Source organism: Azonexus sp. (assembly GCF_047638095.1).
In the GTDB taxonomy this organism is placed as follows: Bacteria; Pseudomonadota; Gammaproteobacteria; order Burkholderiales; family Rhodocyclaceae; genus Azonexus.
The window spans coordinates 45277-69526 of sequence record NZ_JBLJBW010000006.1 but is presented as its reverse complement, the minus strand read 5'-3'; the positions used below and the strand labels follow the sequence as shown (position 1 = coordinate 69526).

The following is a 24250-nucleotide window of genomic DNA, read 5'->3' as shown; positions in this document are numbered from 1 at the left end:
TTGAGCCGTGTTTTATGAGGTATTGACTTGGGATGATCGTCTTGATGTGCCGCCGTTTGCTCTCCTTCTGTTTTCTCTGCACTGCCTTCGGCCCGGCGCTGGCTTCTGATCTGGGCGCGCAGACCGGGCGGGTGCTTGCCGGCATCATCGGCTATACGCGCTGGCCGGTGGAGCCCGTGGAGTACCGCTTGTGTACAGCGGGTTATCTCGCTTATCTGCCGGGGAGTGCCGCCGCTCTTCAGCCTTTGTTGGACAGGAAACTGAACGTTTATGACGTCAGTGCGCTGCAGGCTGGCTGGGAAACCGGCTGCGACATCATCTACATGGGCGCGTTGCCGGTCGCCATGCAGCGGCAGGTCTTGAAAACCGTGGGCGGACGCCCTTTGTTGAGTGTGATCGAGGGCGATCTCGAATGCACGGCGGGCAGTATGTTCTGTCTGCACGTTGGCGATGGGGAGCTCGGCATGCTGGCCAATCTCGACGCCATTTCGCGCGCCCATGTACGAATCAGCCCCAAGGTGCTGCAGTTGGTGCGCCGGCGTCAAGACAGCGCACCGGAAAAACAGCGCCCTGAGCAGCGCGCTACCGTGCGGCAAACCAAACCATGAATACGCCGCCGATGCATTCTTCAGAGACGCGGCCGCTGCAGGAAATTCTGCACCTTGCCAATATGCGGGTGGCCGTGCTGGCGATGGTGTTCTCCGGCTTTTTCCTGTTCCTGCTCGGTCTGTTCATGTTGCGCGTCTATATGCTGGACAATCTGCACCTGGCGGCGCGCACGGCGGCGTACACCTTGGAAGCTGCGGTGGTGTTCGGGGATGATCAGGCGGCGTCTGAAGATTTACGTTCGATTGCGGCGAACCGCGCGCTCGCTGCTGCCTATGTGTACGACCATGCCGGCCGCTTGATTACGCAGTGGCAAGCTCTCGACGACAGTTTATGGGCGGTGGGCGAGCGTTTGCTGGCTGTGGTGTTGCTCAATCAACCCGCGGTGGTCGAAATTCAACATGCCGGCCGGAGGGTGGGTTCGGTGCGCCTGTATGGGGCGGGGCATGATTTGCTGCGTTTTATTTTGGTTGCCGCGGCCTGCGGGCTGTTTGCTTTGGGCGCGAGCCTTTGGGTGGCCGCGCGGTTATCGCGCCGCAATAGCGCGCAGATCGTTCGCCCCTTGCGCGCCCTGGCCGAAATGACCGCGCAGGCGCGGCGCGAACATTGTTTCGATGCCCGCCCGGAAAGCTCATGCATCAGCGAATTGCAACATCTGGGAGAAGACGTGGCGGCGCTTTTCCACGAGCTGGGCATGTGGCAGGGCAAGATGCGCGACCATGCGGCACAGCTGGCGCACCAGGCGAATCACGATGCGTTGACGGGTTTGTGCAATCGCGCCCATTTCGAGGCGCAAGCCGAGGCGATCGTCGATGCGCTGGCAGGCAAAACCTCCCCCGGCGCGGCGCTTTTTTTCATCGACATCGACCATTTCAAGTCGATCAACGATACGCACGGCCACGAGGTGGGGGATGCCGTGCTGCGCGCCATCGGCCGCCGTTTGCGTGCCAGGCTGCGGGAAAATGATGTGCTGGCCCGTCTGGGGGGCGATGAATTCGCCGCCCTGCTGTATCCGTTGGAGGATGTGGCGCAGGCGCAGCGGGTTGCGCAAAATATGCTCGAGGCCATGGCGCAACCGATTGTTTTGCCTGAAGGCGGCACCTTGCAGACTTCTTTGAGCATCGGCGTGGCTTTGTTGCCGCCCGCGCCGCAGGCGACCTTGGCCGCCTGGGTACGGCGTGCCGATCAGGCGATGTATTGCGTCAAACGTGCCGGGCGCGGGGCGTTTGCGGTGTTTTCTGAAAACCAAGAAGAAAATGGGGGTGAGGCATGAAAAAAGGGTATTTGTGGGTATTTTTGTGCGCGTTTTTATTGCTCGCTTGCCAGTCGGTGCCGGAAAAAACCGGAAATCTGACGGCACAGCAAATTGCCGCGTTGCAGGCCGAGGGCTTTGTGCAAGATGCGGATAATTGGGTGTTCAGCGCCTCCGATAAATTGTTGTTCGATAGTAGCGAAGCCGTGCTGCGCGATGAGGCCAAGCGCACGGTGGATCGCATTGCGGCACAGTTGATACGCTCGGGTATTGGCGCGGTGCGTGTCGATGGTCACGCCGATTTCACCGGTTCGCGCAGCCAGAATCGGGCGCTCTCTTTGCGCCGTGCCGAGGCCGTGGCAGAGCGCTTGCGGGCGGCAGGCATGGCTTCGGAGCAGATTCTGGTGCGCGGCCTGGGCAGCGATTTTCCTGTGACGGACAACTACAGCGACAGCGGCAAGGCACAAAATCGCCGGGTGGTGCTGGTTGTCGGCGGCTGAAACGCTAGGCTTCGCCTTGCGGGTATGTCTCGCTGCCGGCTGACCGGCGCGGGGATTCCTGCTATTATTTACCGCTAATCAAAACGCGTTTTCACAATACGAAACGGAGACAGCATGGACGCCCGCCAACTGCGCGAAGCCGCACTGCACTACCATCGCCATCCCAAGCCGGGAAAAATTGCGGTCACGCCGATCAAGCAGCTGACCAATCAATACGACTTGTCCATGGCCTATTCGCCGGGCGTGGCGTTTGCGTGCGAGGAAATCGTCAATGACGCGCAAGCCGCTAGCCAGCTGACGGCGCGCGGCAATTTGGTCGGCGTCATCACCAATGGCACGGCAGTGCTCGGACTGGGCGCGATCGGCCCGCTGGCGGCCAAGCCGGTGATGGAGGGCAAGGGGGTTCTGTTCAAGAAATTTGCCAATATCGACGTGTTCGATCTGGAAATCGAACAGCGCGATCCGGATAAGCTGATCGAGGCCATTGCTTCCCTGGAACCGACGTTTGGTGGTATCAATCTGGAAGACATCAAAGCTCCGGAATGCTTCTACATCGAGCAAAAATTGCGTGAGCGGATGAAAATTCCGGTCTTTCACGACGACCAGCACGGCACGGCGATTGTCGTCGGCGCGGCGATTCTCAATGGTCTGCACTTGATCGGCAAGGATTTGTCGAAGGTGAAGATCGTTGCCTCCGGTGCTGGTGCCGCGGCGCTCGCCTGTCTCGATTTGTTGGTGCTCTTGGGCGCGCCGGTGGAGAACATCTGGGTGACCGACATTCACGGTCTGGTTTACCAAGGCCGCCTCGAAGAGATGGACGAAATCAAGGCGCGCTATGCCAAGGTGAGTGAATTGCGCAGCCTGGGTGAAGTGATTGCCGATGCCGATGTGTTTTTGGGCCTTTCCGCCGGCGGTGTCCTGAAGCCGGAGATGGTCAAGAAAATGGCCGCGCGTCCGGTCATCATGGCGCTGGCCAATCCGACGCCGGAAATCTTGCCGGAAGAAGTGAAAGCCGTGCGCGACGACGCGATTATCTGCACCGGGCGTTCGGATTATCCGAACCAGGTCAATAATGTCTTGTGTTTTCCCTATATTTTCCGTGGCGCGCTCGATGTCGGGGCAACGACCATCACCGGCGAGATGAAAATGGCCTCGGTGAAGGCGATTGCCGAACTTGCGCGTGCCGAACAGCCGGATATGGCGGCCTCTGTTTATGGCGAACGGATTGCCGGTTTTGGCCCGGAATATCTCATTCCCAAACCTTTTGATCCGCGCCTCATCGTCAAAATTGCTCCGGCGGTGGCCCAGGCGGCGATGGATTCTGGCGTGGCGACGCGCCCGATTGCCGATTGGGATGCCTATCTGCAAAGCTTGAACGAATTTGTTTATCACTCCGGTCTCATCATGAAACCGGTGTTTACCCAAGCCCGTCTGTCTCCCAAACGCATTGTTTTTGCCGAAGGTGAAGATGAGCGGGTCTTGCGTGCCGTGCAGGTCATTCGTGATGAAGGCATTGCCCGCCCGATTCTGATCGGGCGGCATGCCGAAATTGCCCGGCGCATCGAGCAAGCCGGCTTGCGTATCCGCGAGGGGGCCGATTTCGAGGTGGTGCATTCGGAAAATTGCACATTTTTTGAAGCCCATTACGAAGAATTCTGGACGACCTACCATCGTTTGATGGAACGCAAAGGCGTCTCTCCCGATTTTGCCCGCCGTGAAGTGCGCCGGCGCAATACGCTCTATGGCGCGCTGATGGTGCGTTTGGGCTATGCGGATGGCCTGGTGTGCGGCACGTTCGGGCGGCACGAAACGCACCGTGAGTACGTGCAGAACGTCATCGGTACGGGGGATAAGGTGGATCGTTTCTATGCCATGAACCTGCTCATGCTGCCGGGGCGCACGGTGTTCATCGGTGACACCTACATCAATTACGAACCCAGCGCTGATGCGTTGGCCGACATGACCTTGATGGCCGCCGAAAAAATCCGCAATTTCGGGATCACACCCAAGGTGGCCCTGCTCTCCCATTCGACTTTTGGTACGGCGAACACCCCGACAGCGGAAAAAATGCGTGCCGTTTTGGCGGCGTTGAACACCCGTGCCCCGGAATTGGAAGTCGAGGGCGAAATGCACGGTGACGCGGCTCTGGACGAAGAAATCCGCCGTGCCGCCTTCCCCAATTCGCGCCTGAAAGGTCAGGCCAATTTGCTGGTCATGCCGACGCTGGATGCCGCCAATATCTCTTTCAACCTCTTGAAAGTGGCCGCTGGCGACAATCTCACGGTCGGGCCGATTCTGCTGGGGGCGGCCCAGCCGGTAAATATCCTGACCCCGACGGCGACGGTGCGGCGCATCGTCAACATGACTGCCCTCACCGTAGTCGATGCGGGCTAAGACTGGCGCGTGCTGCTGCGCTTTTCGCCACGTTCGGCTGGCGAAAGGCGCAGTTTTTTGTGCTGTCCCGGCATAAAAAATTTGAGAAAAAACATCAAGATATGTTTCTATCGCCATGGTTTGATTGAAATATCTGCGACAAGGCGTAAACTTCGTTAAAATTTGGCGCAGATTTCAGGAGTGCACCCATGCGGCGAAAAATTCTGGCCTTACTGGCCGCCTGTACCATGATGGCAAGCCCCTTGCCCGGCTATGCGGCGAAAAACGACGGGGCAAATAGCAAAAAAAGCGTACAAAAAGCGGCGCTCAAGAAGCAGGACACTCGCAAAGCGGCGGTAAAAAACACAGCCAAAAAATCGACCAAGCCGGTTAAAAATGCCCGCAGCACGGTAAATAACAAAAAAATTGCGGCCAAGGCTGGCAGCAAAAAGAAAGTGGCCCAAAACGCGGCCCATCCGCCGGCGCGCCACATTGCGGTGAGTGACGACCCGGCGCATCTGGCGATTCAATCGGCGGCGGCCTTGGTGCTCGATCAGACGACGGGCAAAGCGCTGGTCGAAAAACAGCCGGACGCGGTGTTGCCGATTGCCTCCATTTCCAAGCTGATGACGGCGATGGTGGTGCTCGATGCCGGGCTCGATCTCAACGAGGTGATCAGCATCGGCCATGATGATGTCGATGATTTGAAAGGCACTCGCTCGCGGCTGCCGGTGGGGACCACGATGACGCGCGAAACGGCCATGCTGCTCGCACTGATGTCCTCGGAGAATCGTGCCGCCAATGCTTTGGGGCGTCATTACCCGGGTGGTCTGGCGGCCTTTGTTGCGGCGATGAACAGGAAATCGCGTTCTTTGGGAATGTTTGACAGCCGCTTTGAAGAGCCGACGGGTTTGTCGAGTAACAACGTTTCTACCGCGCACGATCTGGCGCGCATGGTGGCGGCGGCGGCGCGTTATCCAGAAATCCGCATGTTCTCCACCACGGCGGAGGCCAAGGTGGCGTTGAATGGGCGCATTCAGACCTTTGGCAATACCAATGCCCTGGTGCGTAGCGACAACTGGCAGATCGGCGTGTCGAAAACGGGTTATATCTCGGAAGCCGGGCGTTGCCTGGTCATGCAAGCCTGGGTGGCGGATAAGCCGGTGGTGATCGTGCTGCTCGATTCGCAAGGCAAGATGACGCGGGTGGGAGACGCCAACCGCATCAAGCGCTGGATGGAAAGCGCAGCGCTGGCTAAGGCGGCGCATCCGGCGTAGGCACCAAAAAGCGTTTTTCCTCTGTGCGGGCTGCGTTGGCGGCCCGTTCATTTTTCTGCCGGATGAAAACCCAAGGCTTGCGAGACGGCCTTGGCGGCGCGCTTGACTTCCGCTGCCCAGGCTGGGTCGTGGCGTTCGGTCGGCGCAGAAACCGACAGCGCGGCCACGATGCTGCCTTCCTCATCGTGAATGGGGGCGGCGACGCAGGTTAGGCCGAGCTCGGCCTCTTCATCGTCGTAGGCGATACCGTGCCGGCGGACTTTATCCAGCGCCTTTTCCAGTGTTTCCAGCTGCGTCAGGGAGTGCGGTGTTTTGCCCGGCAGGCCGCTACGCTTGGCGTAGTCGCGTACTTTGTTTTGGCTGTCGGCGGCAAGAAAAAGCTTACCCAGCGAAGTGAGGTGCAAAGGCGCGCGTCCGCCGACGAGATAGACCACGCGCACCAAGGAGCGCCCGGAGGAGGTGCGCTCCAGATAGACGATTTCATCGTCTTGGCGTATGCCCAGATTGATCGACTCGCCGACTTTTTCGTGCAAGGCCTGCATGAAAGGCAGGGCTACCTCGCGCAGATTAATGCGCGATTTGACGATGCTGCCCAACTCCAGCAAACGAATGCCTAAACGATAATTTCCGGCATCCTGGCGCTCGACGAAACGTGCCTGGCACATGGCGGCAAGAATGCGGTGGGCGGTGGAGGGATGCAGGTCAGTCGTTGCGGCGAGTTGTTTCAGGCTGGCGGTATCCGGAACGGCCGCCAGCGCATCGAGCAGCGACATCATGCGTTCGATGACTTGAATGGAAGCGCCGGATTTGCCGGGGGCTTCGGTGCTGCCGACGGCGTGCGCAGGTGTCGCCGGAAGCGGTGGTGAGGAGTGGGCGGACAACGGGAGGATTCCTTTATGCGGGGATTTTCCGTAGCATAGCCGGCGCTGCGGCTTTGTGCGCTGCAATATTATCACAGGCTGAATCTGCGCCCGCCGTGCCGACGGTGGGTGAAGCGGCCCGTTCGACCGAACAAAACGCAGGATCAAACGAAGGATAAAGCGATGCAACTCGAACACGACGGCCCGCTGGCCATTCCCCTCTGGATCAACGGCCGCGCCTGCCTGACCGTTGGCGAGCGCTTGTTTGACGTGGTCAATCCGGTGACCGGGGTGGCCACCCACCGCGTCCCTTTGTGCGCTGCCGAAGAAGCCGCGCAAGCGGTCAGTGCGGCACGCGCTGCGGCGGCGGCTTGGAGCGATTTGGGTTTGCGTGGGCGGCAAGAGAAGTTGGCGCAACTGGCCGAAGCCTTGGCGCGTTACCGTGGCCATTTTGCCAAAATGCTGCAGAGCGAGCGCGGCATGGATGAGGCAGAGGCTGAAGCGGAGGTGAGCGCGGCGCTAGAGGCCTTGGCTTCGACAAGCGTAGGAGAGGCCGGGGTGTTGGGTTTGGTGACCGGTGCTGAACATTCCTTGCGCGCGGCAGCCATGGCGGCTCCGGCCTTGCTTGCCGGGGCGACGCTGGTGATCAAGCCCAGTCCGAAAGCGCCGTCGGCAGCGTTTGCATTGGCGGAGTTGGCCAGCCGCTGTGATATTCCGGCAGGGGTGCTCAATGTGCTGCATGGCGATGGACCGGCGATCGAAGGGCTGTGCACGGCGGGTGTCGATGCCCTGTTGTTTGCCGGCGAGGAAGCCTTGCAGGTGCAGGTGGCGGCGCTTGTGGCGCAGCACGGTACGCCTTTTGTTGCGCTGACTTGAGATGGCAGCGCAGGAATTTGCCGTGCGCGGCGCGTATATCCAGCTCGATCAACTGCTCAAGGTGCTGGGGCTTTGCAGCTCCGGCGGAGCCGCGCACGCCGCGGTCGCCGAGGGTCTGGTGCGCGTTGATGGGGCGCTGGAAAAGCGCAAAAGAGCCAAATTGCGCCCCGGGCAGCGCCTTGAATTTGCCGGGGAAATCATCACCCTGGTCGCTGCATGAAGGCAGTAGGTGCGAAGTAAGAATTGGCCCGGTCGGGCTGCGCTTGGGGTAGGCGCAGCGCAGGAAAAAGTCGAAAAAAAAGGCGGGCGACCAGCGCCCGCCCAAGCGGAGTCTGCCCTGTTTGGCGTCAGGGCAGGAGGAAAGAGGCTTTCTCCCGCAGCGTGATGTCCGGATTCGACTCAGCGCTGATGGTGAAGTGGATCGGGTTGGAGCCGCGCTTGCCGGCTTCCGGCGGCACGGCGACGACGATGTTGAAGGAAGTCAGGCCGGCGGCTTTGGCATCCACCGCGCTGTCGCCGGTGATGTGCGCGCCTTCCAGGCCGTCTACGCTGATTTTGTAGCGTTGCGCTTCTTCGGTGGTGTTCATGATCTGCAGCATGTAGATGTTTTCGATGCTGCCGTCGTCGGCCTCGCGGGTCAGTACGGAGCGGTCGCGGATGACGTCCACCTTGAGCGGAATGCGGTGCATGAGGAACCAGCCGGACACCAGGGTGATCAAGATGAGAATCGCCGTGTACACCAGGATGCGCGGGCGGATGATGTGGGAGAGCGCGCTCTTGTGGTCGAGCTTGTTCTGCATCGCGTTTTCGGTGGAGTAACGGATCAGGCCGCGCGGCAGGCCGACTTTGTCCATCACTTGATCGCAGACGTCGATACAGGCAGCGCAGCCGATACATTCGTATTGCAGGCCGTCGCGGATGTCGATGCCGGTGGGGCAGACGATGACGCATTGGTCGCAGGCCACGCAATCGCCGAGTTGGCTGGTGTCGGCAGCTTTTTTGCGGATGCCGCGCGGTTCGCCGCGTTCCGGGTCGTAGGTGATGATCAGCGTATCGGGGTCGAACATCACGCTCTGGAAGCGGGCGTAAGGACACATGTACTTGCACACCTGTTCGCGCATGAAGCCGGCGAAAAGGAAGGTGAAGCCGCCGTAGAGGAAGATCCACAGCGTTTCCCAGGGGCCGAGCGTGTTGGTGAGGACGTTATTCACCAGCTCGTGCATGGGGGTGAAATAGCCGACCAGGGTGAAGCCCGTCCATAAGGCGAGCAGGCCCCAGAGCAGGTATTTGCTGGCGCGCAGGCGGAATTTGCGGCCGCTCATCGGTGCTTTTTCGAGCTTTAAGCGGGCATTGCGGTCGCCTTCGAGCCAGTTCTCGATCCACATGAAAAGCTGCGTGTACACCGTTTGCGGGCAGGCGTAGCCGCAGAACAAGCGGCCCGCCACGGCGGTGACGAGAAAGAGGGCGTAGGCGGAAATGATGAGCAGGATGGCGAGGTAGATCACGTCCTGCGGCCAGAACACCAGGCCGAAGATGTAGAACTTGCGCTCGACCAGGTGAAAGAGAATCGCCTGGCGATCATTCCACATCAGCCATGGGGTGCCGTAAAAAATCAGCTGGGTGAGGATGACCAGCAGGATGCGCCAGTTGTCGAAAAAACCGCGCACACGTTTGGCGTGGATTTTGCGGCGTTTCTCGTAAAAAGAAACTTCGGCGGGTTTTCCTGGCGGAGTATGTTCTGCGCTCATTGCGGGTCCGTTGAAAGTAGAAAAGGAACCCGGGACGGAGCCAAACGACGCGTTGCACAAAGCAAGCCTGCGGGGCGAACTAAAGGGGAAATGCACCGCGCCGTCTGGCCCCATCAGCCTAAAGAATCAGGGGAAATTCATTACACTGCGGGAGGGTTTCCCGGGTTCCGCCTAGCTATAAACAATTAGCGTGCCAGTTTTTATTTTGCAAAATAAACCAATGTAAACAGACGCTTGTGTTTTGTTTGTTGGTGGCTTGTAGGCTTGTCTCAGCTTGTGTGACAGAATTGGCTGGTTTATTTGTCTGGGGTGACAACTTTGACATCACATTTTCTCGCGGAGTTGATTTCTTTTCTCGACGGCCTGCCTGAGCCGCGTATCGTGATGAGTGCCGATTACCGCATCATTGCCGCCAATGCCGCGTATGTGCGCGAATATGGCGGCGGCCGGCAAATCAGTGGGCGCACCTGTTATGAAGTGTCGCACCGCTTCAAGGTGCCGTGCGATCTGGCGGGAGAGTCTTGCCCGCTGAAGATGAGTCTGGAGGCAGGCTCGCCGCAGCGGGTTCTGCATTTACACCACACGCCGGCCGGTGAAGAGCATGTGATCGTTGAAACTTCGCCGGTGCGCGATGAAAACGGGGCAATCGCCTATTTCGTCGAAACCATGCGTACCGTGCGCCAGGCGAGCAGCCAGGCGGCGGCGCGTGGTTTGGTCGGACGTTCGCCGGCGTTCGTTGCGATGTTGGACAAAATGATGCGCGTGGCCCCCGCCGATGCGGCAGTTTTGCTGCTGGGTGAAACCGGCACCGGCAAAGAATTGGTGGCGACGGCGATTCATGAAGCCAGTGCCCGTGCCGACGGCCCATTTGTGGCCGTGGACTGCGCGGGGATGACAGAAAGCTTGTTCGAATCGGAATTGTTCGGCTATGAAAAAGGGGCGTTTACCGGGGCCAACCACCGCAAACAGGGGCTGGTCGAGGCGGCCTCCGGTGGTACTTTGTTTCTTGATGAAATCGGTGAATTGCCGCTGAATTTGCAGGTGAAACTTTTGCGCTTGCTGGAAACGGGGACTTACCGGCGGGTGGGCGGGGTGGATTGGCTGCCGGTCGATTTTCGCTTGATCAGCGCGACGCACCGTGATTTGGCGGCGATGGTGGAGGCGGAGAGCTTTCGCCGTGACCTGTATTTTCGCATCAATACCTTTCCCATTCACACCCCGGCGCTGCACGAACGCAGCCTTGATATCGCCTTGTTGGCGGTTTCCCTGCTCGAACGGGTCGATCGCAAAACGAAGCGAAAATTCAGTACGGCGGGTTTGAACTGGCTTAGTCAGCAGCGTTTTCGCGGCAATATCCGTGAATTGCGCAATTTGATCGAGCGCGCTTCCTTGCTGGCCGACGGCGATACGATCGAGCTCGAGCATCTCACCGCCATGGCCGATACCTTGCCGGCGGCTGCGCCTTGTTTGCCCGGGCAGGGATTTGTTGTGGAAGAAATCGCGCCGTTGGACGATGTGGAAAATCGTTATCTCGATTGGGCGCGCCGCCAGCACGCGGGAGATATGGATGCCTTGGCGCGCCAGCTGGGGGTGAGTACGCGCACCTTGTATCGCAAGCTGGAAAAAATCGGCTGAAAACTTTAACCGCGCGGATGGTGCTGGGCGTGCAGGGTTTTCAGGCGTTCGCGGGCGACGTGGGTGTAGATTTGCGTGGTCGAAATGTCGGCGTGCCCCAGTAACAGCTGCACGACGCGCAGATCGGCCCCGTGGTTGAGCAGGTGGGTGGCAAAGGCGTGGCGCAAGACGTGCGGCGAAAGCTTTTCGGGGGCGATGCCGGCCTCTTGCGCATAGCGTTTGATCAGATGCCAGAAGGCATGGCGGGTCATGGCCGCACCGCGCCGGGTCACGAACAGATCATCGCTCTGGCGCGCCCCGAGAATCGCCGGGCGGGCTTCTTGCAGATAACGCTGGAGCCAATCGATGGCTTGTTCACCCAGCGGCACCAGGCGCTCCTTGCTGCCTTTGCCCAGGGCGCGCAGGACGCCGTCGGTGAGGCTGAGGGAAAAAAGTTGCAGACTGACCAGTTCGGAGACGCGCAGCCCCGTGGCGTAGAGGGTTTCCAGCATGGCGCGGTCGCGTAGTCCGAGTGCGCTGTGCAGATTGGGCGCGCGCAGCAAGGCATCAACCTGTGCCTCAGCCAAGGTTTTTGGTAAGCGTCCGGCGGGAGTGGGGTTGACGAGTTTCAGGCTGGGGTCGACGAAGAGTCGCCCGCGCGCTATTTGCCAGCGGTAAAAGCGGCGCAGGCTGGCGAGATAGCGGGCTTGCGAGCTGGGGCGGGTGAGGCGTGAGAGTTCGCCTAAAAAACGGGCGAGATTTTCCGCGCGGGCGTCAAGCAGAGGCTCCAGTTTGGCCGACGCCAGCCAGGCGGCCAGGCGGGCGAGGTCGGAGCGGTAGCTTTCCAGTGTGGCCTTGGCCAAACCCTCTTCCAGCCATAGCGCATCGCAGAAACGGTCGATCTCGTCCTGGTCAGCGGGGCGCAGGGTGGCCTTCATGGGCAAGCAGCCAGCGTTTGATGGAGAGCAGAAAGCCGCCACGGGCGTTGGCAAAACCGCCCAATCCGCCGCCGCTGGCGACGACGCGGTGGCAGGGAATCACGAGCGGATAGGGGTTGGCACCGCAGGCCTGGCCGACGGCGCGCGGGGCGTTGTGCAGATTTTTGGCGAGCTGTCCGTAGGTTTCCAGGCGACCACAGGGAATGGCTGAGATTTGCGCCCAGACGCGGCGTTGAAACGGCGTGCCGGCGGTTTGCAATGGCAGGGTGAAAACCTGCTGCGGATCGTTCAGGTAGGCCGTTAATTGGCGCACGACTTCGGCGGCGACCGGATTGGCCGGCGCTTGCGGCGGGCAGGGTTCGATGAAATCGATGCCCGTGACCTCTATTTCGCCCACCTGCACGCCCAGGCAAAAACCGGGGGCAGCGACGATGGCATCGTAAATTTTATGCATGAGAGCCGGGTTAGAAGGCCGAGAGGCCGGTTTGCGCGCGCCCGAGGATGAGTGCGTGCACGTCGTGCGTGCCTTCATAAGTGTTGACGACTTCCAGGTTGACGAGGTGGCGAATGACGCCGTAATCGTCGCAGATGCCGTTGCCGCCGAGCATGTCGCGCGCCGTGCGGGCGATGTCGAGCGCTTTGCCGCAGGCATTGCGCTTCATCAGCGAAATCAGTTCGGGGCTGGCGCTGCCGTCATCGAACATGCGCCCCAGACGCAGTGCGCCTTGCAGATTGAGGGCAATTTCGGTTTGCATGTCGGCAAGTTTTTTCTGGATCAACTGATTGGCCGCCAGCGGGCGGTCGAACTGTTGACGTTCCAGGGTGTATTGGCGGGCGGTGTGCCAGCAGGCCTCCGCTGCGCCGGTGGCACCCCAGGCGATGCCGTAGCGGGCGGAGTTGAGGCAGGTGAAGGGGCCTTTCAGACCGGCGACTTCGAGGTGGTTTTCCGTGGGTACGAACACCTCTTCCATGACGATGTCGCCGCTGATGGAGGCGCGCAGGCCCACCTTGCCGTCGATGCGGGGAGTGGATAAACCGGGCATGCCTTTGTCGAGAATGAAACCGCGCAAAATGTTTTCATCGTCTTTGGCCCAGACGATGAAGACGTCGGCAATCGGTGCGTTGCTGATCCAGCGTTTGACGCCGGAGAGCTTCCAGCCGCCCGCCACAGAACGCGCCCGGCTGCTGGCGCTGCCGGGGTCGGAGCCGGAATCCGGTTCGGTCAGCCCAAAACAGCCGATCCACTCGCCTTTGCCGAGTTTTTTCAGATATTTTTCTTTTTGCGCCTCGGTGCCAAAGCTGAAAATCGGCACCATGGTCAGTGAAGATTGCACGGAAAGCAGGGTGCGCCAGGCGGAATCGACGTATTCGACTTCGCGTGCGATGAGTCCGTACGACACATAATTCAAGCCCGCGCCGCCGTATTGCGGCGGCAAGGTGGCGCCGAGCAGTCCCATTTCACCCATGGCGCGATAAATTGCCGGATCGGTCGTTTCCTGGCGGAAGGCGTCGCGGGTGCGCGGGGCGAGTTCCTTTTGCGCGAAGTCGCGCGCGGCGTTGCGCACCTGGCGTTCTTCGGCGCTCAGTTGGCGTTCGATCTGAAAGGGGTCGGCCCAGTCAAAGTGGCTCATGCTGTCTCCTCATCGTTTTCGGTATCTAGCCTGGCGGCTGGCATCAACTGCCGAAAAGGCGGCGGAACCAGCTGGTTTTCTGTTTTTCTGGCGGTGGCGTGTGGGTGGCGGGCATCATGCTGGCGCGCACGGTTTGCACATAATCGGCATCGTCGCGTTTGATATGGTTGACCAACCAGCGGGCGAGGGTTGCGTGCAGTTCTTCGGCAACGTCGTCGCCTAAATCCATGCGTTCTTGATATTCCGAAACCTTGCGCGCGAAAAGCTCATGTACTTTTTTGTGCGGTTTGCAGTAGGCGTAGCCGGCTTCTTCTTGCAGGCTTTCTTCAAAAGCAAAATGTGACAAGGTGTAGTCGACGCAGTCGTAGACGATTTGTTTGACGCCATCCTTGTCGTTCGCGTTTTTGGCGACTTCCAGGTTGTTGATGAAATCGACGATGCGGCGATGCTGCTGGTCGATGATGGGAATCCCGGTGTCGAGGTCGGCGCTCCAGGTGATCGGCATGCTGTTTTCCTTTGTTTGGTTCAGCTACGGACGTGACCGTCACCGAGGACGATCCATTTTTGACTGGTCAGCCCCTCCAGACCGACCGGGCCACGGGCGTGGATTTTGTCGGTGGAAATGCCGATTTCAGCACCCAGGCCGTATTCGAAACCGTCGGCAAAACGGGTGGAGGCGTTGATCATCACCGAAGAGGAGTCCACTTCGCGCAGAAAACGCATGGCGCTCGGGTGGTGTTCGGTGACGATGGTCTCTGAATGATGCGAGGAATAATGGTTGATGTGGGCGATGGCTTCGTCCAGTCCGGTGACGATTTTTACGGAAATGACGGGGGCCAGGTATTCGGTGAAGAAATCTTCTTCCGTGGCCGGAATGGCGTTTGCCAGCAGGGCGCAGCTCTCGGTGCAGCCGCGAATTTCCACACCCTTGGCCGTCAGCATGGCGGCCAGGGCCGGCAGTTGCGCGGCAGCAGCCGAGCGGGCGACGAGTAGCGATTCGGCGGTGTTGCAGGTGCCGTAGCGCTGGGTTTTGGCGTTTTCCAAGATTTTCAGCGCCTTGGCCGGGTCGGCAGCGCTGTCGATATAAACATGGCAGTTGCCATCCAGATGCTGAATCATCGGCACGCGCGCCTCGGCCAGCAGGCGGGCGATCAGTCCCTTGCCGCCGCGCGGCACGATGACGTCGACGAACTCGCGCATGGTGATCAGCTCGCCGACGGCAGCGCGATCTGTGGTATCCACCACTTGCACCGCTTCCGCCGGCAGACCGGCAGCGGCCAGCGCCTCCTGCACCAGGCGGGCAATGGCGCGGTTGCAGTGGATGGCTTCCGAGCCGCCGCGCAGGATGGCCGCGTTGCCGGATTTCAGGCAGAGCGCCGCGGCGTCCGCCGTTACATTCGGGCGGGCTTCATAAATGATGCCGATGACACCGAGCGGCACGCGCATTTTGCCGACCTGAATGCCGGAAGGGCGGAATTTCAGCTCGCTGATTTCGCCGATGGGGTCGGCCAGGCGAGCCACCTGTTCGACACCTTCCGCCATTTGCTCCACCCCTTTTTCCGTCAGCGCCAGGCGATCGAGCAGGGCGGGCTCCAGGCCGCTGGCGCGGGCCGCCGCCAAGTCTTCGGCATTGGCGGCCAAGAGGGCGGCGCGTTGGCGGCGAATGGCGTCCGCCAGATGTTGCAAGGCAGCATTTTTTTCTGCTGTACTGGCCGCGGCGAGCCGGCGGGAGGCGTGGCGGGCCTGTTGTCCCAGGGCGCGCATGTAATTCTGAATGTTCATGATGCACATCAATTTTGCAAAAGGGCATTATAGCCAGACATTGGTAGGGAACTTCGTGAAAAAACCAGGTTCTTAGCCCCCATGCGGACAAGGGTTTTTGTCGAGGATGACATGAGCAATAAAACAGAAAAAACAATGGCTGAGGCGGCGGATAAGTTGATTCTGCCTACGGAAGTCAAAGTGTGCGCCACCTGCAGTTACTGGGACGGCGAGCGTCAGGTGGATGAAGAAATGCAGCTGGTGGTGGTCGATTGCCAGTGCGAAGGCGAGTGTCTGGTGCAGGAAACCGCGCGTGCCGGGCTGCGGCCGGCGCAACAGGCCGGCGAATGCCTGTGGGAGAAACTCGATCCGGATGCCTGAGTGACGGGCCGGGGTGACGGCTGTTTTCAGGTTTTATTGCGGCGTACGGAGCAGAGGCTGAAGCCAAGGCGCTGAAAGGCGTCCCAGAGGTCGCCGCGCACCAGCCCCTTGATCATGCGGTCGATTTCGCCCGCCTGGCGCAGAGCGCTTTCCAAATCGGTCCGGGAGAGACGCTGTACGGCACGTTTTGCGCCCAGTTGGCGGGCACCCCAGAGATTGGCTTCTTTTAACACCGCATCGAGTGCGCGTCCGGCATCCAGCCCCAGGCGCAGGGTGAGCAGGCTGCGGATTTCTTCGCACATCGCCCAGAGCACGAGAGGCGGCGCTTCGCCCTCTTGGCGCAGGCCTTCGATGGTGCGGCTGAGGCGTCCGACATCGCCGGCGAGAAGCGCTTCGCGCAGGCTGTCGACGTCGTAGCGGGCGACGTTGAGCACGGCATCGCGGATCTGCGCGAGACTAAGTTTGCCCGCCGGATAAAGCAGAGCAAGTTTCTGGATTTCCTGATGTGCGGCGAGCAGGTTGCCTTCGACGCGCTCGGCGATGAATTTCAAGCCTTCGGGGTCGGCGCTGTGTTGTTGCCGGCGTAGCCGCGCGGCGATCCAGTTGGGTAATTCAGCCAGGGGCGGCGCATTGAGTTTGCAGGCGACGCCGGCGCTTTGCAGGGCAGTGAACCAAACGGCTTTTTCTTCGCGCCAATCCAGCTCCGGCAAGCTGATGAGCAAAAGAGTGTCGGGCGACATGCGCTTGCACCATTCCTGCAAGGCGGCGCTGCCTTCCTTGCCGGGTTTGCCGCTGGGAATGCGCAGATCGATCAGTTTTTTGTCGCCAAACAAGGAGAGATTGCCGGCGGCGGCAAGGAGCTGCCCCCAATCGAAATGCGGCAGTACGGTGAGCACTTCGCGTTCGCTGTACCCGGCGCTGCGCGCCTTCTGGCGAATGGCATCCGCCGCCTCCAGCACGAGTAACGGCTCATCGCCGTACAGCAGATAGAGCGGGGCCAGGCTGCGCTCCAGGTGCGCTGCGAGCTGTTCGCCTTTGAGCAGCATCAGTCGTCTTCGTTTTCGGGGTCTTTGGGCTTGATGCGGTTCAGGCGGCGCATGATTTGGTTGGCCATGTCATTGGTCATGTCGCGCCACAAGAGGTTCTCTTCCAGGTTTTTTGCCAGCACTTGCGAGTCGTCGTACGTCATGTCGCGGTTGATGGCAACTTCTTGCGGCGCGACGATTTCGCGTCCCTGGGCATCGACCAGGCGAAAGCGGTAACGCATTTGCAGGCGGTATTCGCGGACCCGGCCCTGGGCGTCGATGCTGAGGATGCTCTTGTCGCGCGCATCGGACAGTTGCTGGAAGGTGACGCTGGCGCTTTTGGCGTCTGTGGCGACGGCAGTGTTGGTGCTGCCCTTCAGGTAACGCTCCAGCCAGACGCGCACCTCGGCGGTTTCCGGCAGGGCGACGTACATCGAGGCATAGGGCAGATCGCTGCTCGCTGAGCCGCGCAGGTGGAAACCGCAGGCGTTCAGCGCGGCAACGAGAAACAGGGCGAGCAGGGCGCGCGACATGGCGGTTTCCTCAGACGACGATGTTGACCAGACGCCCCGGCACCACGATTACCTTCTTCGCCGGTTGGCCTTCCATGAACTTGCTGGCCGCCTCGCTGTGCAGGGCCAGCGCCTCGATGCTCGCCTTGTCGGCCTGGGCGGCAACGCGGATGCTGCCGCGCAGCTTGCCGTTGACCTGCACCATCAGCTCGATTTCGTCCTGCTTGAGCGCCGCCGGGTCGGCCTTGGGGAAGGCCGCCTGTACTGCGTCCGCGCCCGGTTTGAGCGCGCCGTAGAGCGCTTGCCCGATGTGCGGCACGATGGGAAAGAGCGCCAGCACGGCGCTTTCCAGCACTTCCTGGGCGAGCGCGCGGCCTGCAGCATCGGCCAAATCGCATTTGTCGTAGGCGTTCAAGAGCTCCATGACGGCGGCGATGGCGGTGTTGAACTGCTTGCGCCGGCCGTAATCGTCGGCCACCTTGCCCAGCGTCTGATGCAGCTTGCGGCGCAGGTCGAGCTGGTTGGCGCTCAGACCGTCGCCGTTGCGGGCGGCGCGGACTACGCCGCTCTGCACGTGCTCGTGCACCAGTTTCCACAGGCGGCGCAGGAAGCGGAAGGCACCTTCGACACCGGCGTCCGACCATTCCAGCGATTGATCCGGTGGTGAGGCGAACATGATGAAGAGGCGCGCCGTGTCGGCCCCGTACTGGTCGATCAGGGACTGCGGATCGACGCCGTTGTTCTTCGACTTCGACATTTTTTCGATGCCGCCGATGACCACCGGCTGACCGTCGGCTTTCAGGCTCGCCCCCGTCGGGCGGCCCTTGTCGTCGGTCACGACATCGACATCGGCCGGGTTGATCCATTGCTTCTTGCCGCTGGCTTCCTCGCGGTAGAAGGTGGGCGCGACGACCATGCCCTGCGTGAGCAGGTTGGCGAAGGGTTCGCTCAGGTCGCCGATCAGGCCCACGTCGCGCATCAGTTTGGTGAAGAAGCGCGAATAGAGCAGATGCAAAATGGCGTGCTCGATGCCGCCGATGTACTGGTCGATACCGCCCTGGCACCAGTAGGCGGCGCGCTCGTCCACCATAGCCGTGACGTTGTCCGGGCAGCAGTAGCGCAGGAAATACCAGGACGATTCGACGAAGGTGTCCATCGTGTCGGTTTCACGCTTCGCCGCGCCGCCGCATTGCGGGCAGGTGCATGCGTAGAATTCCGGCATTTTCGCCAAGGGCGAGCCGGCACCGGTGATTTCGACGTTCTCTGGCAGCACCACCGGCAGTTGCTCGTCCGGCACCGGCACATCGCCGCAGCTCGGGCAGTGGATGATGGGAATCGGGCAACCCCAGTAACGCTGGCGGCTGATGCCCCAGTCGCGCAGGCGGAACTGGGTTTTCTTCTCGCCGAGGTTTTTGGCGGCGAGATCGGCGGCAATCGCCTCGACGGCGGCTTCGTAGCCCAGGCCGTCGTATTTGCCGGAGTTGATGCAAACGCCCTTGGTTTTATCGCCGTACCATTCTTGCCAGCCATCGAGGCTGAAGTTTTCGCTTGCGGCGGCGATGACTTGTTTGATCGGCAGCGCGTATTTCTTGGCAAAGGCAAAATCGCGCTCATCGTGCGCCGGTACGGCCATGACGGCACCGTCGCCGTAGCTCATCAGCACGTAATTGCCGACCCAGACTTCGACCTGCTCGCCGGAAAGCGGATGGCTGACGTAGATGCCGGTCGGCATGCCTTTCTTTTCCATCGTCGCCAGATCGGCCTCGGCGACGCCGCCCTGCTTGCATTCTTCGATGAAGGCGGCGAGCGCCGGGTTGCTGGCGGCGGCGCGGGCGGCGAGCGGGTGTTCGGCGGCCACCGCGACGAAGGTAACGCCCATGAGGGTGTCGGCGCGGGTGGTGAATACCCACAGCTTCTCTTCAGGATTACCGACGAGAGGAAAGGCGAAGCGCACGCCGGTGCTCTTGCCGATCCAGTTTTTCTGCATCAGACGCACCTGTTCCGGCCAGCCGGGGAGGTTGTCGAGTTCGGTCAGCAGTTCTTCGGCGTAGGCGGTGATCTTCATGTAATACATGGGGATTTCGCGCTTTTCGATCAGTGCGCCGGAGCGCCAGCCGCGCCCGTCGATCACCTGCTCGTTGGCGAGCACGGTGTGGTCGATCGGGTCCCAGTTCACCGTGCCGAGTTTCTTGTAGATCAGCCCCTTTTCGTAGAGGCGGGTGAATAGCCACTGCTCCCAGCGGTAATACTCTGGCGTGCAGGTGGCAAGTTCGCGCTGCCAGTCGATGGCAAAACCCAGGGATTTCAGCTGGGTTTTCATGTAGTCGATGTTGGAATAGGTCCACCCCGCCGGTGGCACGTTGTTGGCTAGCGCGGCATTTTCCGCCGGCATGCCGAAAGCGTCCCAGCCCATCGGCTGCAAGACGTTGTAGCCCTGCATCTTGTGAAAACGCGATAGCACGTCGCCGATGGTGTAGTTGCGCACGTGGCCCATGTGCAGCTTGCCGGAGGGGTAGGGGAACATCGACAGGCAATAGTATTTCGGCTTGCCGCTGTCTTCGCTGGCGCGGGCCGCGCCGGTTTGTTCCCAATGCTTTTGGGCGGCGCACTCGATGTCGGCCGGGGTGTATTTTTCCTGCATGATGGAGAGGGCTGAAAGCTGCGTCAAAGAAACCACGGATTATAGCGGTTGCCCGCCAGTGAGGCGGCGTCTGGTGACGGCTTCAAGGTCAAGCGCAGCGCTGCCGCGCCGTTTTTCTTCTTCTGCGAGGGGCGGCGGCAGGTTGAGGATAGGTTGAGGATAGGGTGAGGATAGGGCCTATGCGTTTTCCGGCCAGTCGGCGAGCAGGGCCGGAATCTGCTGTTGCAGCTGTGTCTTTTGTCCGGCGATCCAGGCCTGTGCGAGACCAGGTTCGTCGGAGGCGTCGTTCAGTTCGCGCAACAGTTGCCGGGCGACGACCAGATCATTGTGCACGCCCAGCACTTTGAGCAGGGTTTTCAGAAGCTGTTTGCGTTCCGGCGTGAGCAGCTTGGGGGCGAGTTCGTGTAGCAGTTCGGCGGTGCCGTGTAAGGCTTTTAGCCGTCGGCGCAGGCGGTGCAGTTGCCGCGCTTTGCCGGGGGCGGTATGTCGGGCCAGGGTTTGCGTGTCGGCATGCCATGCCTGCCAGCGTTGCTGGCTGAAAGCGTGCAGCTCGGTGTCATCGGGTAGGGCGAGGGCGTAGGTGGCGGCGGTGAATTCGATCAGCAGGCGGCCATAGTCGTTGCTGTTGCCGTGACGGGTGACGGTTTTGCGGCTGTCTGCCGCCCGCAGGCGCGCCTGTTTGCACAGCGAGCGCACATGCGGATCATCTGGAAAAGCGTGCTGGATGGGGGCGAGGGTGTCGTGCAGGAGGACATCCCAGTCGCGTGTCACGCCCAGCTGGCGGGCCAGTTGCTGCCAACGAGGTGCAAAGTGGGCGGTGTAATCCGCGGGCAGCAGGGGCGCAAAAAAGGCCAGTGAACTGCGCAGGCGGCGCAGCGCCAGACGGGCCTGGTGGACGTATTCCGGGTTTTTGCGGCCCAGCAGGCCGGCTTCGTTGTGCTGCAAATGTTCAAGATCGGCGAGCAGGATGCGGCGCACGGCGGCCAGTGGCATTTCTGCCGCCGCCAGCGTCGGCGCGGGGGCGCAGACGGGCGCGGCGCGGGTGCCGAGAAAGAGGCGATAGCCGCGCTCGGCCTTGCTCGGCAGCGCCGGAATCAGCGTTACCCGGCGTTGCAGGGCGTGGCAGAGGGTAAATAGCTGTTCCGTGCCGCCGCTGAGTAGTTCGAGTTCGAGTTCGCAGATGCGTTCTTTGCGCGTTTTTCCTTCATGTTTGCCGGCACTGATCCAGCCCAGATCGATGGCCACTTCGATGCGCGCCTCGCCTTGCGCCAGCACCCAGACCTGGCGCTGGAAATCGGTGCTGAATACGGGGCGCAGCGCGGCGCGCTGTTGCTCGAGAAACTGGCGTAGGGCCGGGTCGCCGACCAGGGAGAAATCGAAGATGCCGGGCGTCGCCGCGTCTTCCCATTCCTGGCGCACGGAGAGGCCGCCGCTGGCCGGAGCTGACGACTTGACGGTGAGTAGGAGGCTGCCGTTTTTTTCGCGCAGACGCACCGCGATGCGTTGCTGGTGCAGGGCCAGCTCGGCGCTGTCGTAGTAGGTGTTGCGCAGCGTCTGCATCCGTGCCGTTTCGCGCTTCAGCAGCGGGTGTGCCAGCAGGCGTGGTAGATCGCGGCGCGCAAAGCGCAGTTTGAGTTCGATTTCCTGGGCCATGGTTTGCTCGATCGCTTAGTGGCGCGGTACGGCCGGGCCGGTTGCGCCATCGAAACCCAGTGCCGGCAAGGCGGCGAGTTCTTCCGCCGTGCTCACTCCTTCGGCAATGACGGCGAGGCCGATGTTGTGGGCAATGGCGCACAGTCCTTTGAGGAAGGCCTGATTGCCGGCGTCGCGGTCGATGTTGCGGATGAAACTGCCGTCGACCTTGAGGTAATCCAGGCCAATGTCGTGCAAATGACCGATTTGGCTGAATTGCCGCCCGAAATGCTCGATGCCAAGACGACAGTTGAGCGGGCGCAGTGCTTGGGAGAAGGCGAGGAAGGCGTCGAAATGCTGGAAAACGCCGTTTTCGGCAACCTCCAGCCAGAGCTTGGCGGCCAGTTCGCGCTGCGCGTGCAGCATTTTTAGCAGGCGCGGTGTGAAATCGGCAACGATCAAGGATTCGCCGGAAAGATTCACGGCGACTGCCGGCAAGCCGCCCGCCAGACGCGCCAGCGCCAGCTTGACCGCCGCCAGATCGAGTTCGCTGGTCATCGCCAATCGCGAGGCGACGGGCATGAAGCTGCCGGCGTTGATCCAGTCGCCGCTTTCCTCGGCCTGCAGGCGCAAGGGGCATTCGATGTGGAGCAAAAGGCCGTGACGATCGGTGACCGGGAATTCGATCAGGCGCAAGCGTTGGTTTTTGAGCGCATTTTGCAAAATGCTGCGCCAATCCGCCTGGGTGTTGGCGTTGCATACGCTTTGCTCGGCCAGGTGATGCGCGGCGAGCGGGCCTTGCAGTTCGGCGGCGGCCAGCGCGGCATCGACCCGCGCCAGAAGCTGCGGCACCGGTTCGTTGTGACGATAGCGGCTGCTGCCCAGGTGGCCGACGGCGTCTTGCGGGAGCAGATTGGCGGCGACCAGATGGTGCAGCGCCGTGATGAGCTGCTGGCAACTGGGCTGCGGATCGTTCTGGCCGGGCAGGAGCAGGCTGAAATCGGCACCGTTCAAGCGTGCGGCTTCAGCACCAGGGGTGTTATCGACGATTTCGCGCAGGGCGGCCCCGACCCGGCGCAGCACCTCGTCGGCGGTTTCCCGGCCGGCGCGGCGGTTGATGCCGGCCAGATCGGCCAGGCGCAACATGATCAAACTGCCGCTGGCGGGGGCATCCTCGTCATTGATGGCGACCGCCAGGCGATTCATGAAATAGGCGCGGTTGGCCAGGCCGGTGAGCGGATCGAGCGTGGCTTCGCGGCGCACCTGTTCCAGGCGTCCGGCTTCTTCTTCGAACATCGCCTTGACGCGCGTCACCATGGCGTTCATGGCGCGCGCCAGGCTTTTCAGCTCCGGTGTCGGCGGCTCTTTGATGCGAATGAAGCGCCGCTCGCTAATGGCCTGGGCTTGGCCGACCACGGCATCGAGCGGGCGCTTGATGCGGCGCAGAGTCTGCATGCCGAGAAAACCGGCGAGTGCACCGCCCAAGCTGAACCACAGGAGCAAACGCCAGGCGCCGCGCCACAATTCGCGGTAGGCAAAACGGCTGTGGCTGACGAGTTCGACGGTGCCAAACTGGGTCCAGCCGGTGGAAACCTGCGCCTGGCCGGCTTGGGAGTCGATCGGGAAAAGGCTGACGAACCAGCCGGGCACCTCGGCTTGCGCCGGTGGAGAGGTTTTTTCGACCAGGGTTTTGCCCTCCGGGTCGCTCAGCTTGATCTGCGCGTACTGGCCGCTATCAAAGAGGGCGGCGATTTGCAGTTCGATCGTCACCGGATCTTTTTCCATTTGCGACATGGAGAGCGCGAGCGAGGCGGCGTTGTCGTTATTTTTGATCGCCAGCTGTTCTTCCAGGTAATGTCGGGCGGTGACCATGCTGACGACGAAACTGCCGACAAAGGCGATCAAGGTGCTGGCAATGATGGCCAGCCAGAGTTGGCGAAATAAAGACATGGGCATTACCTCACTGGAAACCTTCGCTGCGCGCACGGCTGAGTAAATCTTGCCAACGGGATAGGTTGCTCTGGCTGCTTTGGTTGCCGGTGCCACGCCAGATCCCGGCGCTGTTGAAACTGAAAACGGGGGAAAGATCGCTGCGCTGCGAGGCGGGCAGAATCTGTTTGTTCAGATTGTCGAGAACGAGCGGGTCGGCATTGGGGCTGGGGTAGTAGGCCAGCACCATGTGCGCCTGCTGGATCGGAATGCCATCGGTGCCGCGCAGATTGGCGCGCACATAGACGAGGCGCAGCTTGCTGACCGGCACATCCAGGGCGAGCAGGGAAAAATATTTGGCGATGGTGAAGTCTTCGCAATCGCCGCGCGTCTGCGCCATGCTTTCGAGCGGTGTCGCCCAGTAATCGCTTTGCCCCCAAACCGAAAAATCATCGTCAAAGGCTAAGCGCTGATTGAAAAAATCATTGATCCGGCGCAGCCGTTCATTTTCTGACGTACCACGGGCATTGCCTAAAAGTTGCTGCCAATCTGTAAAGACCGCCTGGCCGGCACCGTTGAAGCGGCTTTGTAATTGCGCTTGCAGGCGCTGAAAATCTAGCCCCAGCGCGAAATGCTGCCCCAGCCAGACGCTCAGCACGCAAATGGCAAGAACCCGCCGGAGCAGCATGGCGAG

The 24250-nt window shown here is 61.1% G+C and carries 22 protein-coding genes; 9 read left to right on the top strand and 13 right to left on the bottom strand.

All coding sequences use genetic code 11. From position 1 onward, the window contains the following. Window positions 1–32: 32 nt before the first annotated feature. From ACM62Q_RS02770 to pbpG, 5 genes are all read left to right on the top strand, one after another. Window positions 33–608, top strand: a complete 576-nt coding sequence (locus ACM62Q_RS02770) for a YfiR family protein (protein WP_415033451.1) — start codon at window positions 33–35, stop codon at window positions 606–608. Further along, window positions 605–1879: a diguanylate cyclase gene (locus tag ACM62Q_RS02765; protein WP_415033450.1), complete on the top strand. Its 1275-nt coding sequence runs from the start codon at window positions 605–607 to the stop codon at window positions 1877–1879. Before ACM62Q_RS02770 ends, ACM62Q_RS02765 begins: the two co-directional genes overlap by 4 nt. Then, the gene (locus tag ACM62Q_RS02760) at window positions 1876–2358 is read left to right on the top strand and encodes an OmpA family protein (RefSeq protein ID WP_415033449.1); all 483 of its coding nucleotides are present in this window, start codon (window positions 1876–1878) and stop codon (window positions 2356–2358) included. The genes ACM62Q_RS02765 and ACM62Q_RS02760 overlap by 4 nt, the downstream gene beginning before the upstream one ends. A gap of 114 nt (window positions 2359–2472) precedes the next feature. Further along, on the top strand, window positions 2473–4752 hold the full coding sequence (locus ACM62Q_RS02755; RefSeq protein ID WP_415033448.1) for an NADP-dependent malic enzyme: 2280 nt from the start codon (window positions 2473–2475) through the stop codon (window positions 4750–4752). Window positions 4753–4940: 188 nt separating this feature from the next. Then, entirely contained in the window at window positions 4941–6008 is a 1068-nt protein-coding gene (pbpG, locus tag ACM62Q_RS02750) for a D-alanyl-D-alanine endopeptidase (protein WP_415033447.1), read from the top strand. Between the two features lie 47 nt (window positions 6009–6055). Here pbpG and ACM62Q_RS02745 read toward each other — a convergent pair whose 3' ends face one another. Beyond that, window positions 6056–6784 (bottom strand): IclR family transcriptional regulator, encoded by a 729-nt coding sequence (locus tag ACM62Q_RS02745; protein WP_415033460.1) that lies wholly within the window; start codon window positions 6782–6784, stop codon window positions 6056–6058. A gap of 267 nt (window positions 6785–7051) precedes the next feature. Between ACM62Q_RS02745 and ACM62Q_RS02740 the strand changes: the two genes are divergently transcribed. Beyond that, entirely contained in the window at window positions 7052–7744 is a 693-nt protein-coding gene (locus ACM62Q_RS02740) for an aldehyde dehydrogenase family protein (protein ID WP_415033446.1), read from the top strand. A 1-nt stretch (window position 7745) separates the two neighbouring features. Continuing rightward, window positions 7746–7964, top strand: a complete 219-nt coding sequence (locus ACM62Q_RS02735; protein WP_415033445.1) for an RNA-binding S4 domain-containing protein — start codon at window positions 7746–7748, stop codon at window positions 7962–7964. 127 nt (window positions 7965–8091) lie between these two features. Here ACM62Q_RS02735 and ccoG read toward each other — a convergent pair whose 3' ends face one another. After that, complete coding sequence (gene ccoG / locus ACM62Q_RS02730) at window positions 8092–9492, bottom strand: cytochrome c oxidase accessory protein CcoG (protein ID WP_415033444.1); 1401 nt, start codon at window positions 9490–9492, stop codon at window positions 8092–8094. Window positions 9493–9810: 318 nt separating this feature from the next. On the opposite strand from ccoG, the gene ACM62Q_RS02725 reads away from it, so the two are divergent. After that, complete coding sequence (locus tag ACM62Q_RS02725; RefSeq protein WP_415033443.1) at window positions 9811–11127, top strand: sigma-54 interaction domain-containing protein; 1317 nt, start codon at window positions 9811–9813, stop codon at window positions 11125–11127. A gap of 5 nt (window positions 11128–11132) precedes the next feature. Here the strand turns inward: ACM62Q_RS02725 and xerD are convergent, their stop codons facing one another. From xerD to ACM62Q_RS02700, 5 genes are read right to left on the bottom strand one after another with little or no spacing between them, the layout of a single operon-like run. Beyond that, window positions 11133–12044, bottom strand: coding sequence for a site-specific tyrosine recombinase XerD (xerD, locus tag ACM62Q_RS02720; RefSeq protein ID WP_415033442.1), 912 nt, complete (start codon window positions 12042–12044; stop codon window positions 11133–11135). After that, a complete protein-coding gene (locus ACM62Q_RS02715) occupies window positions 12019–12498 on the bottom strand; it encodes a methylated-DNA--[protein]-cysteine S-methyltransferase (RefSeq protein WP_415033441.1) in 480 nt (159 codons plus the stop codon). Before ACM62Q_RS02715 ends, xerD begins: the two co-directional genes overlap by 26 nt. A 10-nt stretch (window positions 12499–12508) precedes the next feature. Beyond that, entirely contained in the window at window positions 12509–13675 is a 1167-nt protein-coding gene (locus ACM62Q_RS02710) for an acyl-CoA dehydrogenase (protein WP_415033440.1), read from the bottom strand. 43 nt (window positions 13676–13718) lie between these two features. After that, on the bottom strand, window positions 13719–14180 hold the full coding sequence (locus ACM62Q_RS02705) for a bacteriohemerythrin (RefSeq protein ID WP_415033439.1): 462 nt from the start codon (window positions 14178–14180) through the stop codon (window positions 13719–13721). 20 nt (window positions 14181–14200) lie between these two features. Next, window positions 14201–15457, bottom strand: a complete 1257-nt coding sequence (locus tag ACM62Q_RS02700) for a glutamate-5-semialdehyde dehydrogenase (protein ID WP_415033438.1) — start codon at window positions 15455–15457, stop codon at window positions 14201–14203. A 111-nt stretch (window positions 15458–15568) separates the two neighbouring features. Here ACM62Q_RS02700 and ACM62Q_RS02695 point away from each other — a divergent pair, with 111 nt between their 5' ends. After that, window positions 15569–15817 (top strand): hypothetical protein, encoded by a 249-nt coding sequence (locus ACM62Q_RS02695; RefSeq protein WP_415033437.1) that lies wholly within the window; start codon window positions 15569–15571, stop codon window positions 15815–15817. Window positions 15818–15843: 26 nt separating this feature from the next. Here ACM62Q_RS02695 and holA read toward each other — a convergent pair whose 3' ends face one another. The 6 genes from holA to ACM62Q_RS02665 form a co-directional block, all read right to left on the bottom strand. Next, window positions 15844–16863, bottom strand: a complete 1020-nt coding sequence (gene holA / locus ACM62Q_RS02690; RefSeq protein WP_415033436.1) for a DNA polymerase III subunit delta — start codon at window positions 16861–16863, stop codon at window positions 15844–15846. Then, window positions 16863–17375: an LPS assembly lipoprotein LptE gene (gene lptE, locus ACM62Q_RS02685; protein ID WP_415033435.1), complete on the bottom strand. Its 513-nt coding sequence runs from the start codon at window positions 17373–17375 to the stop codon at window positions 16863–16865. The genes holA and lptE overlap by 1 nt, the downstream gene beginning before the upstream one ends. Window positions 17376–17385: 10 nt before the next feature. Beyond that, a complete protein-coding gene (gene leuS / locus ACM62Q_RS02680) occupies window positions 17386–19995 on the bottom strand; it encodes a leucine--tRNA ligase (protein WP_415033459.1) in 2610 nt (869 codons plus the stop codon). A gap of 177 nt (window positions 19996–20172) precedes the next feature. Continuing rightward, entirely contained in the window at window positions 20173–21648 is a 1476-nt protein-coding gene (locus ACM62Q_RS02675; protein WP_415033434.1) for a CHAD domain-containing protein, read from the bottom strand. 15 nt (window positions 21649–21663) lie between these two features. Beyond that, window positions 21664–23577: an EAL domain-containing protein gene (locus ACM62Q_RS02670; protein ID WP_415033433.1), complete on the bottom strand. Its 1914-nt coding sequence runs from the start codon at window positions 23575–23577 to the stop codon at window positions 21664–21666. 10 nt (window positions 23578–23587) lie between these two features. After that, a complete protein-coding gene (locus ACM62Q_RS02665; protein ID WP_415033432.1) occupies window positions 23588–24244 on the bottom strand; it encodes a transglutaminase-like cysteine peptidase in 657 nt (218 codons plus the stop codon). Window positions 24245–24250 lie beyond the last annotated feature (6 nt).

Bases quoted from the DNA above. Each gene is read 5' to 3' on its own strand.
- ACM62Q_RS02770 (WP_415033451.1), top strand. From the start codon at position 33: ATGATCGTCTTGATGTGCCGCCGTTTGCTCTCCTTCTGTTTTCTCTGC.
- ACM62Q_RS02765 (WP_415033450.1), top strand. From the start codon at position 605: ATGAATACGCCGCCGATGCATTCTTCAGAGACGCGGCCGCTGCAGGAA.
- ACM62Q_RS02760 (WP_415033449.1), top strand. From the start codon at position 1,876: ATGAAAAAAGGGTATTTGTGGGTATTTTTGTGCGCGTTTTTATTGCTC.
- ACM62Q_RS02755 (WP_415033448.1), top strand. From the start codon at position 2,473: ATGGACGCCCGCCAACTGCGCGAAGCCGCACTGCACTACCATCGCCAT.
- pbpG (WP_415033447.1), top strand. From the start codon at position 4,941: ATGCGGCGAAAAATTCTGGCCTTACTGGCCGCCTGTACCATGATGGCA.
- ACM62Q_RS02745 (WP_415033460.1), bottom strand. From the start codon at position 6,784: ATGATGTCGCTGCTCGATGCGCTGGCGGCCGTTCCGGATACCGCCAGC.
- ACM62Q_RS02740 (WP_415033446.1), top strand. From the start codon at position 7,052: ATGCAACTCGAACACGACGGCCCGCTGGCCATTCCCCTCTGGATCAAC.
- ACM62Q_RS02735 (WP_415033445.1), top strand. From the start codon at position 7,746: ATGGCAGCGCAGGAATTTGCCGTGCGCGGCGCGTATATCCAGCTCGAT.
- ccoG (WP_415033444.1), bottom strand. From the start codon at position 9,492: ATGAGCGCAGAACATACTCCGCCAGGAAAACCCGCCGAAGTTTCTTTT.
- xerD (WP_415033442.1), bottom strand. From the start codon at position 12,044: ATGAAGGCCACCCTGCGCCCCGCTGACCAGGACGAGATCGACCGTTTC.
- ACM62Q_RS02715 (WP_415033441.1), bottom strand. From the start codon at position 12,498: ATGCATAAAATTTACGATGCCATCGTCGCTGCCCCCGGTTTTTGCCTG.
- ACM62Q_RS02710 (WP_415033440.1), bottom strand. From the start codon at position 13,675: ATGAGCCACTTTGACTGGGCCGACCCCTTTCAGATCGAACGCCAACTG.
- ACM62Q_RS02705 (WP_415033439.1), bottom strand. From the start codon at position 14,180: ATGCCGATCACCTGGAGCGCCGACCTCGACACCGGGATTCCCATCATC.
- ACM62Q_RS02700 (WP_415033438.1), bottom strand. From the start codon at position 15,457: ATGAACATTCAGAATTACATGCGCGCCCTGGGACAACAGGCCCGCCAC.
- ACM62Q_RS02695 (WP_415033437.1), top strand. From the start codon at position 15,569: ATGAGCAATAAAACAGAAAAAACAATGGCTGAGGCGGCGGATAAGTTG.
- holA (WP_415033436.1), bottom strand. From the start codon at position 16,863: ATGCTGCTCAAAGGCGAACAGCTCGCAGCGCACCTGGAGCGCAGCCTG.
- lptE (WP_415033435.1), bottom strand. From the start codon at position 17,375: ATGTCGCGCGCCCTGCTCGCCCTGTTTCTCGTTGCCGCGCTGAACGCC.
- leuS (WP_415033459.1), bottom strand. From the start codon at position 19,995: ATGCAGGAAAAATACACCCCGGCCGACATCGAGTGCGCCGCCCAAAAG.
- ACM62Q_RS02675 (WP_415033434.1), bottom strand. From the start codon at position 21,648: ATGGCCCAGGAAATCGAACTCAAACTGCGCTTTGCGCGCCGCGATCTA.
- ACM62Q_RS02670 (WP_415033433.1), bottom strand. From the start codon at position 23,577: ATGTCTTTATTTCGCCAACTCTGGCTGGCCATCATTGCCAGCACCTTG.
- ACM62Q_RS02665 (WP_415033432.1), bottom strand. From the start codon at position 24,244: ATGCTGCTCCGGCGGGTTCTTGCCATTTGCGTGCTGAGCGTCTGGCTG.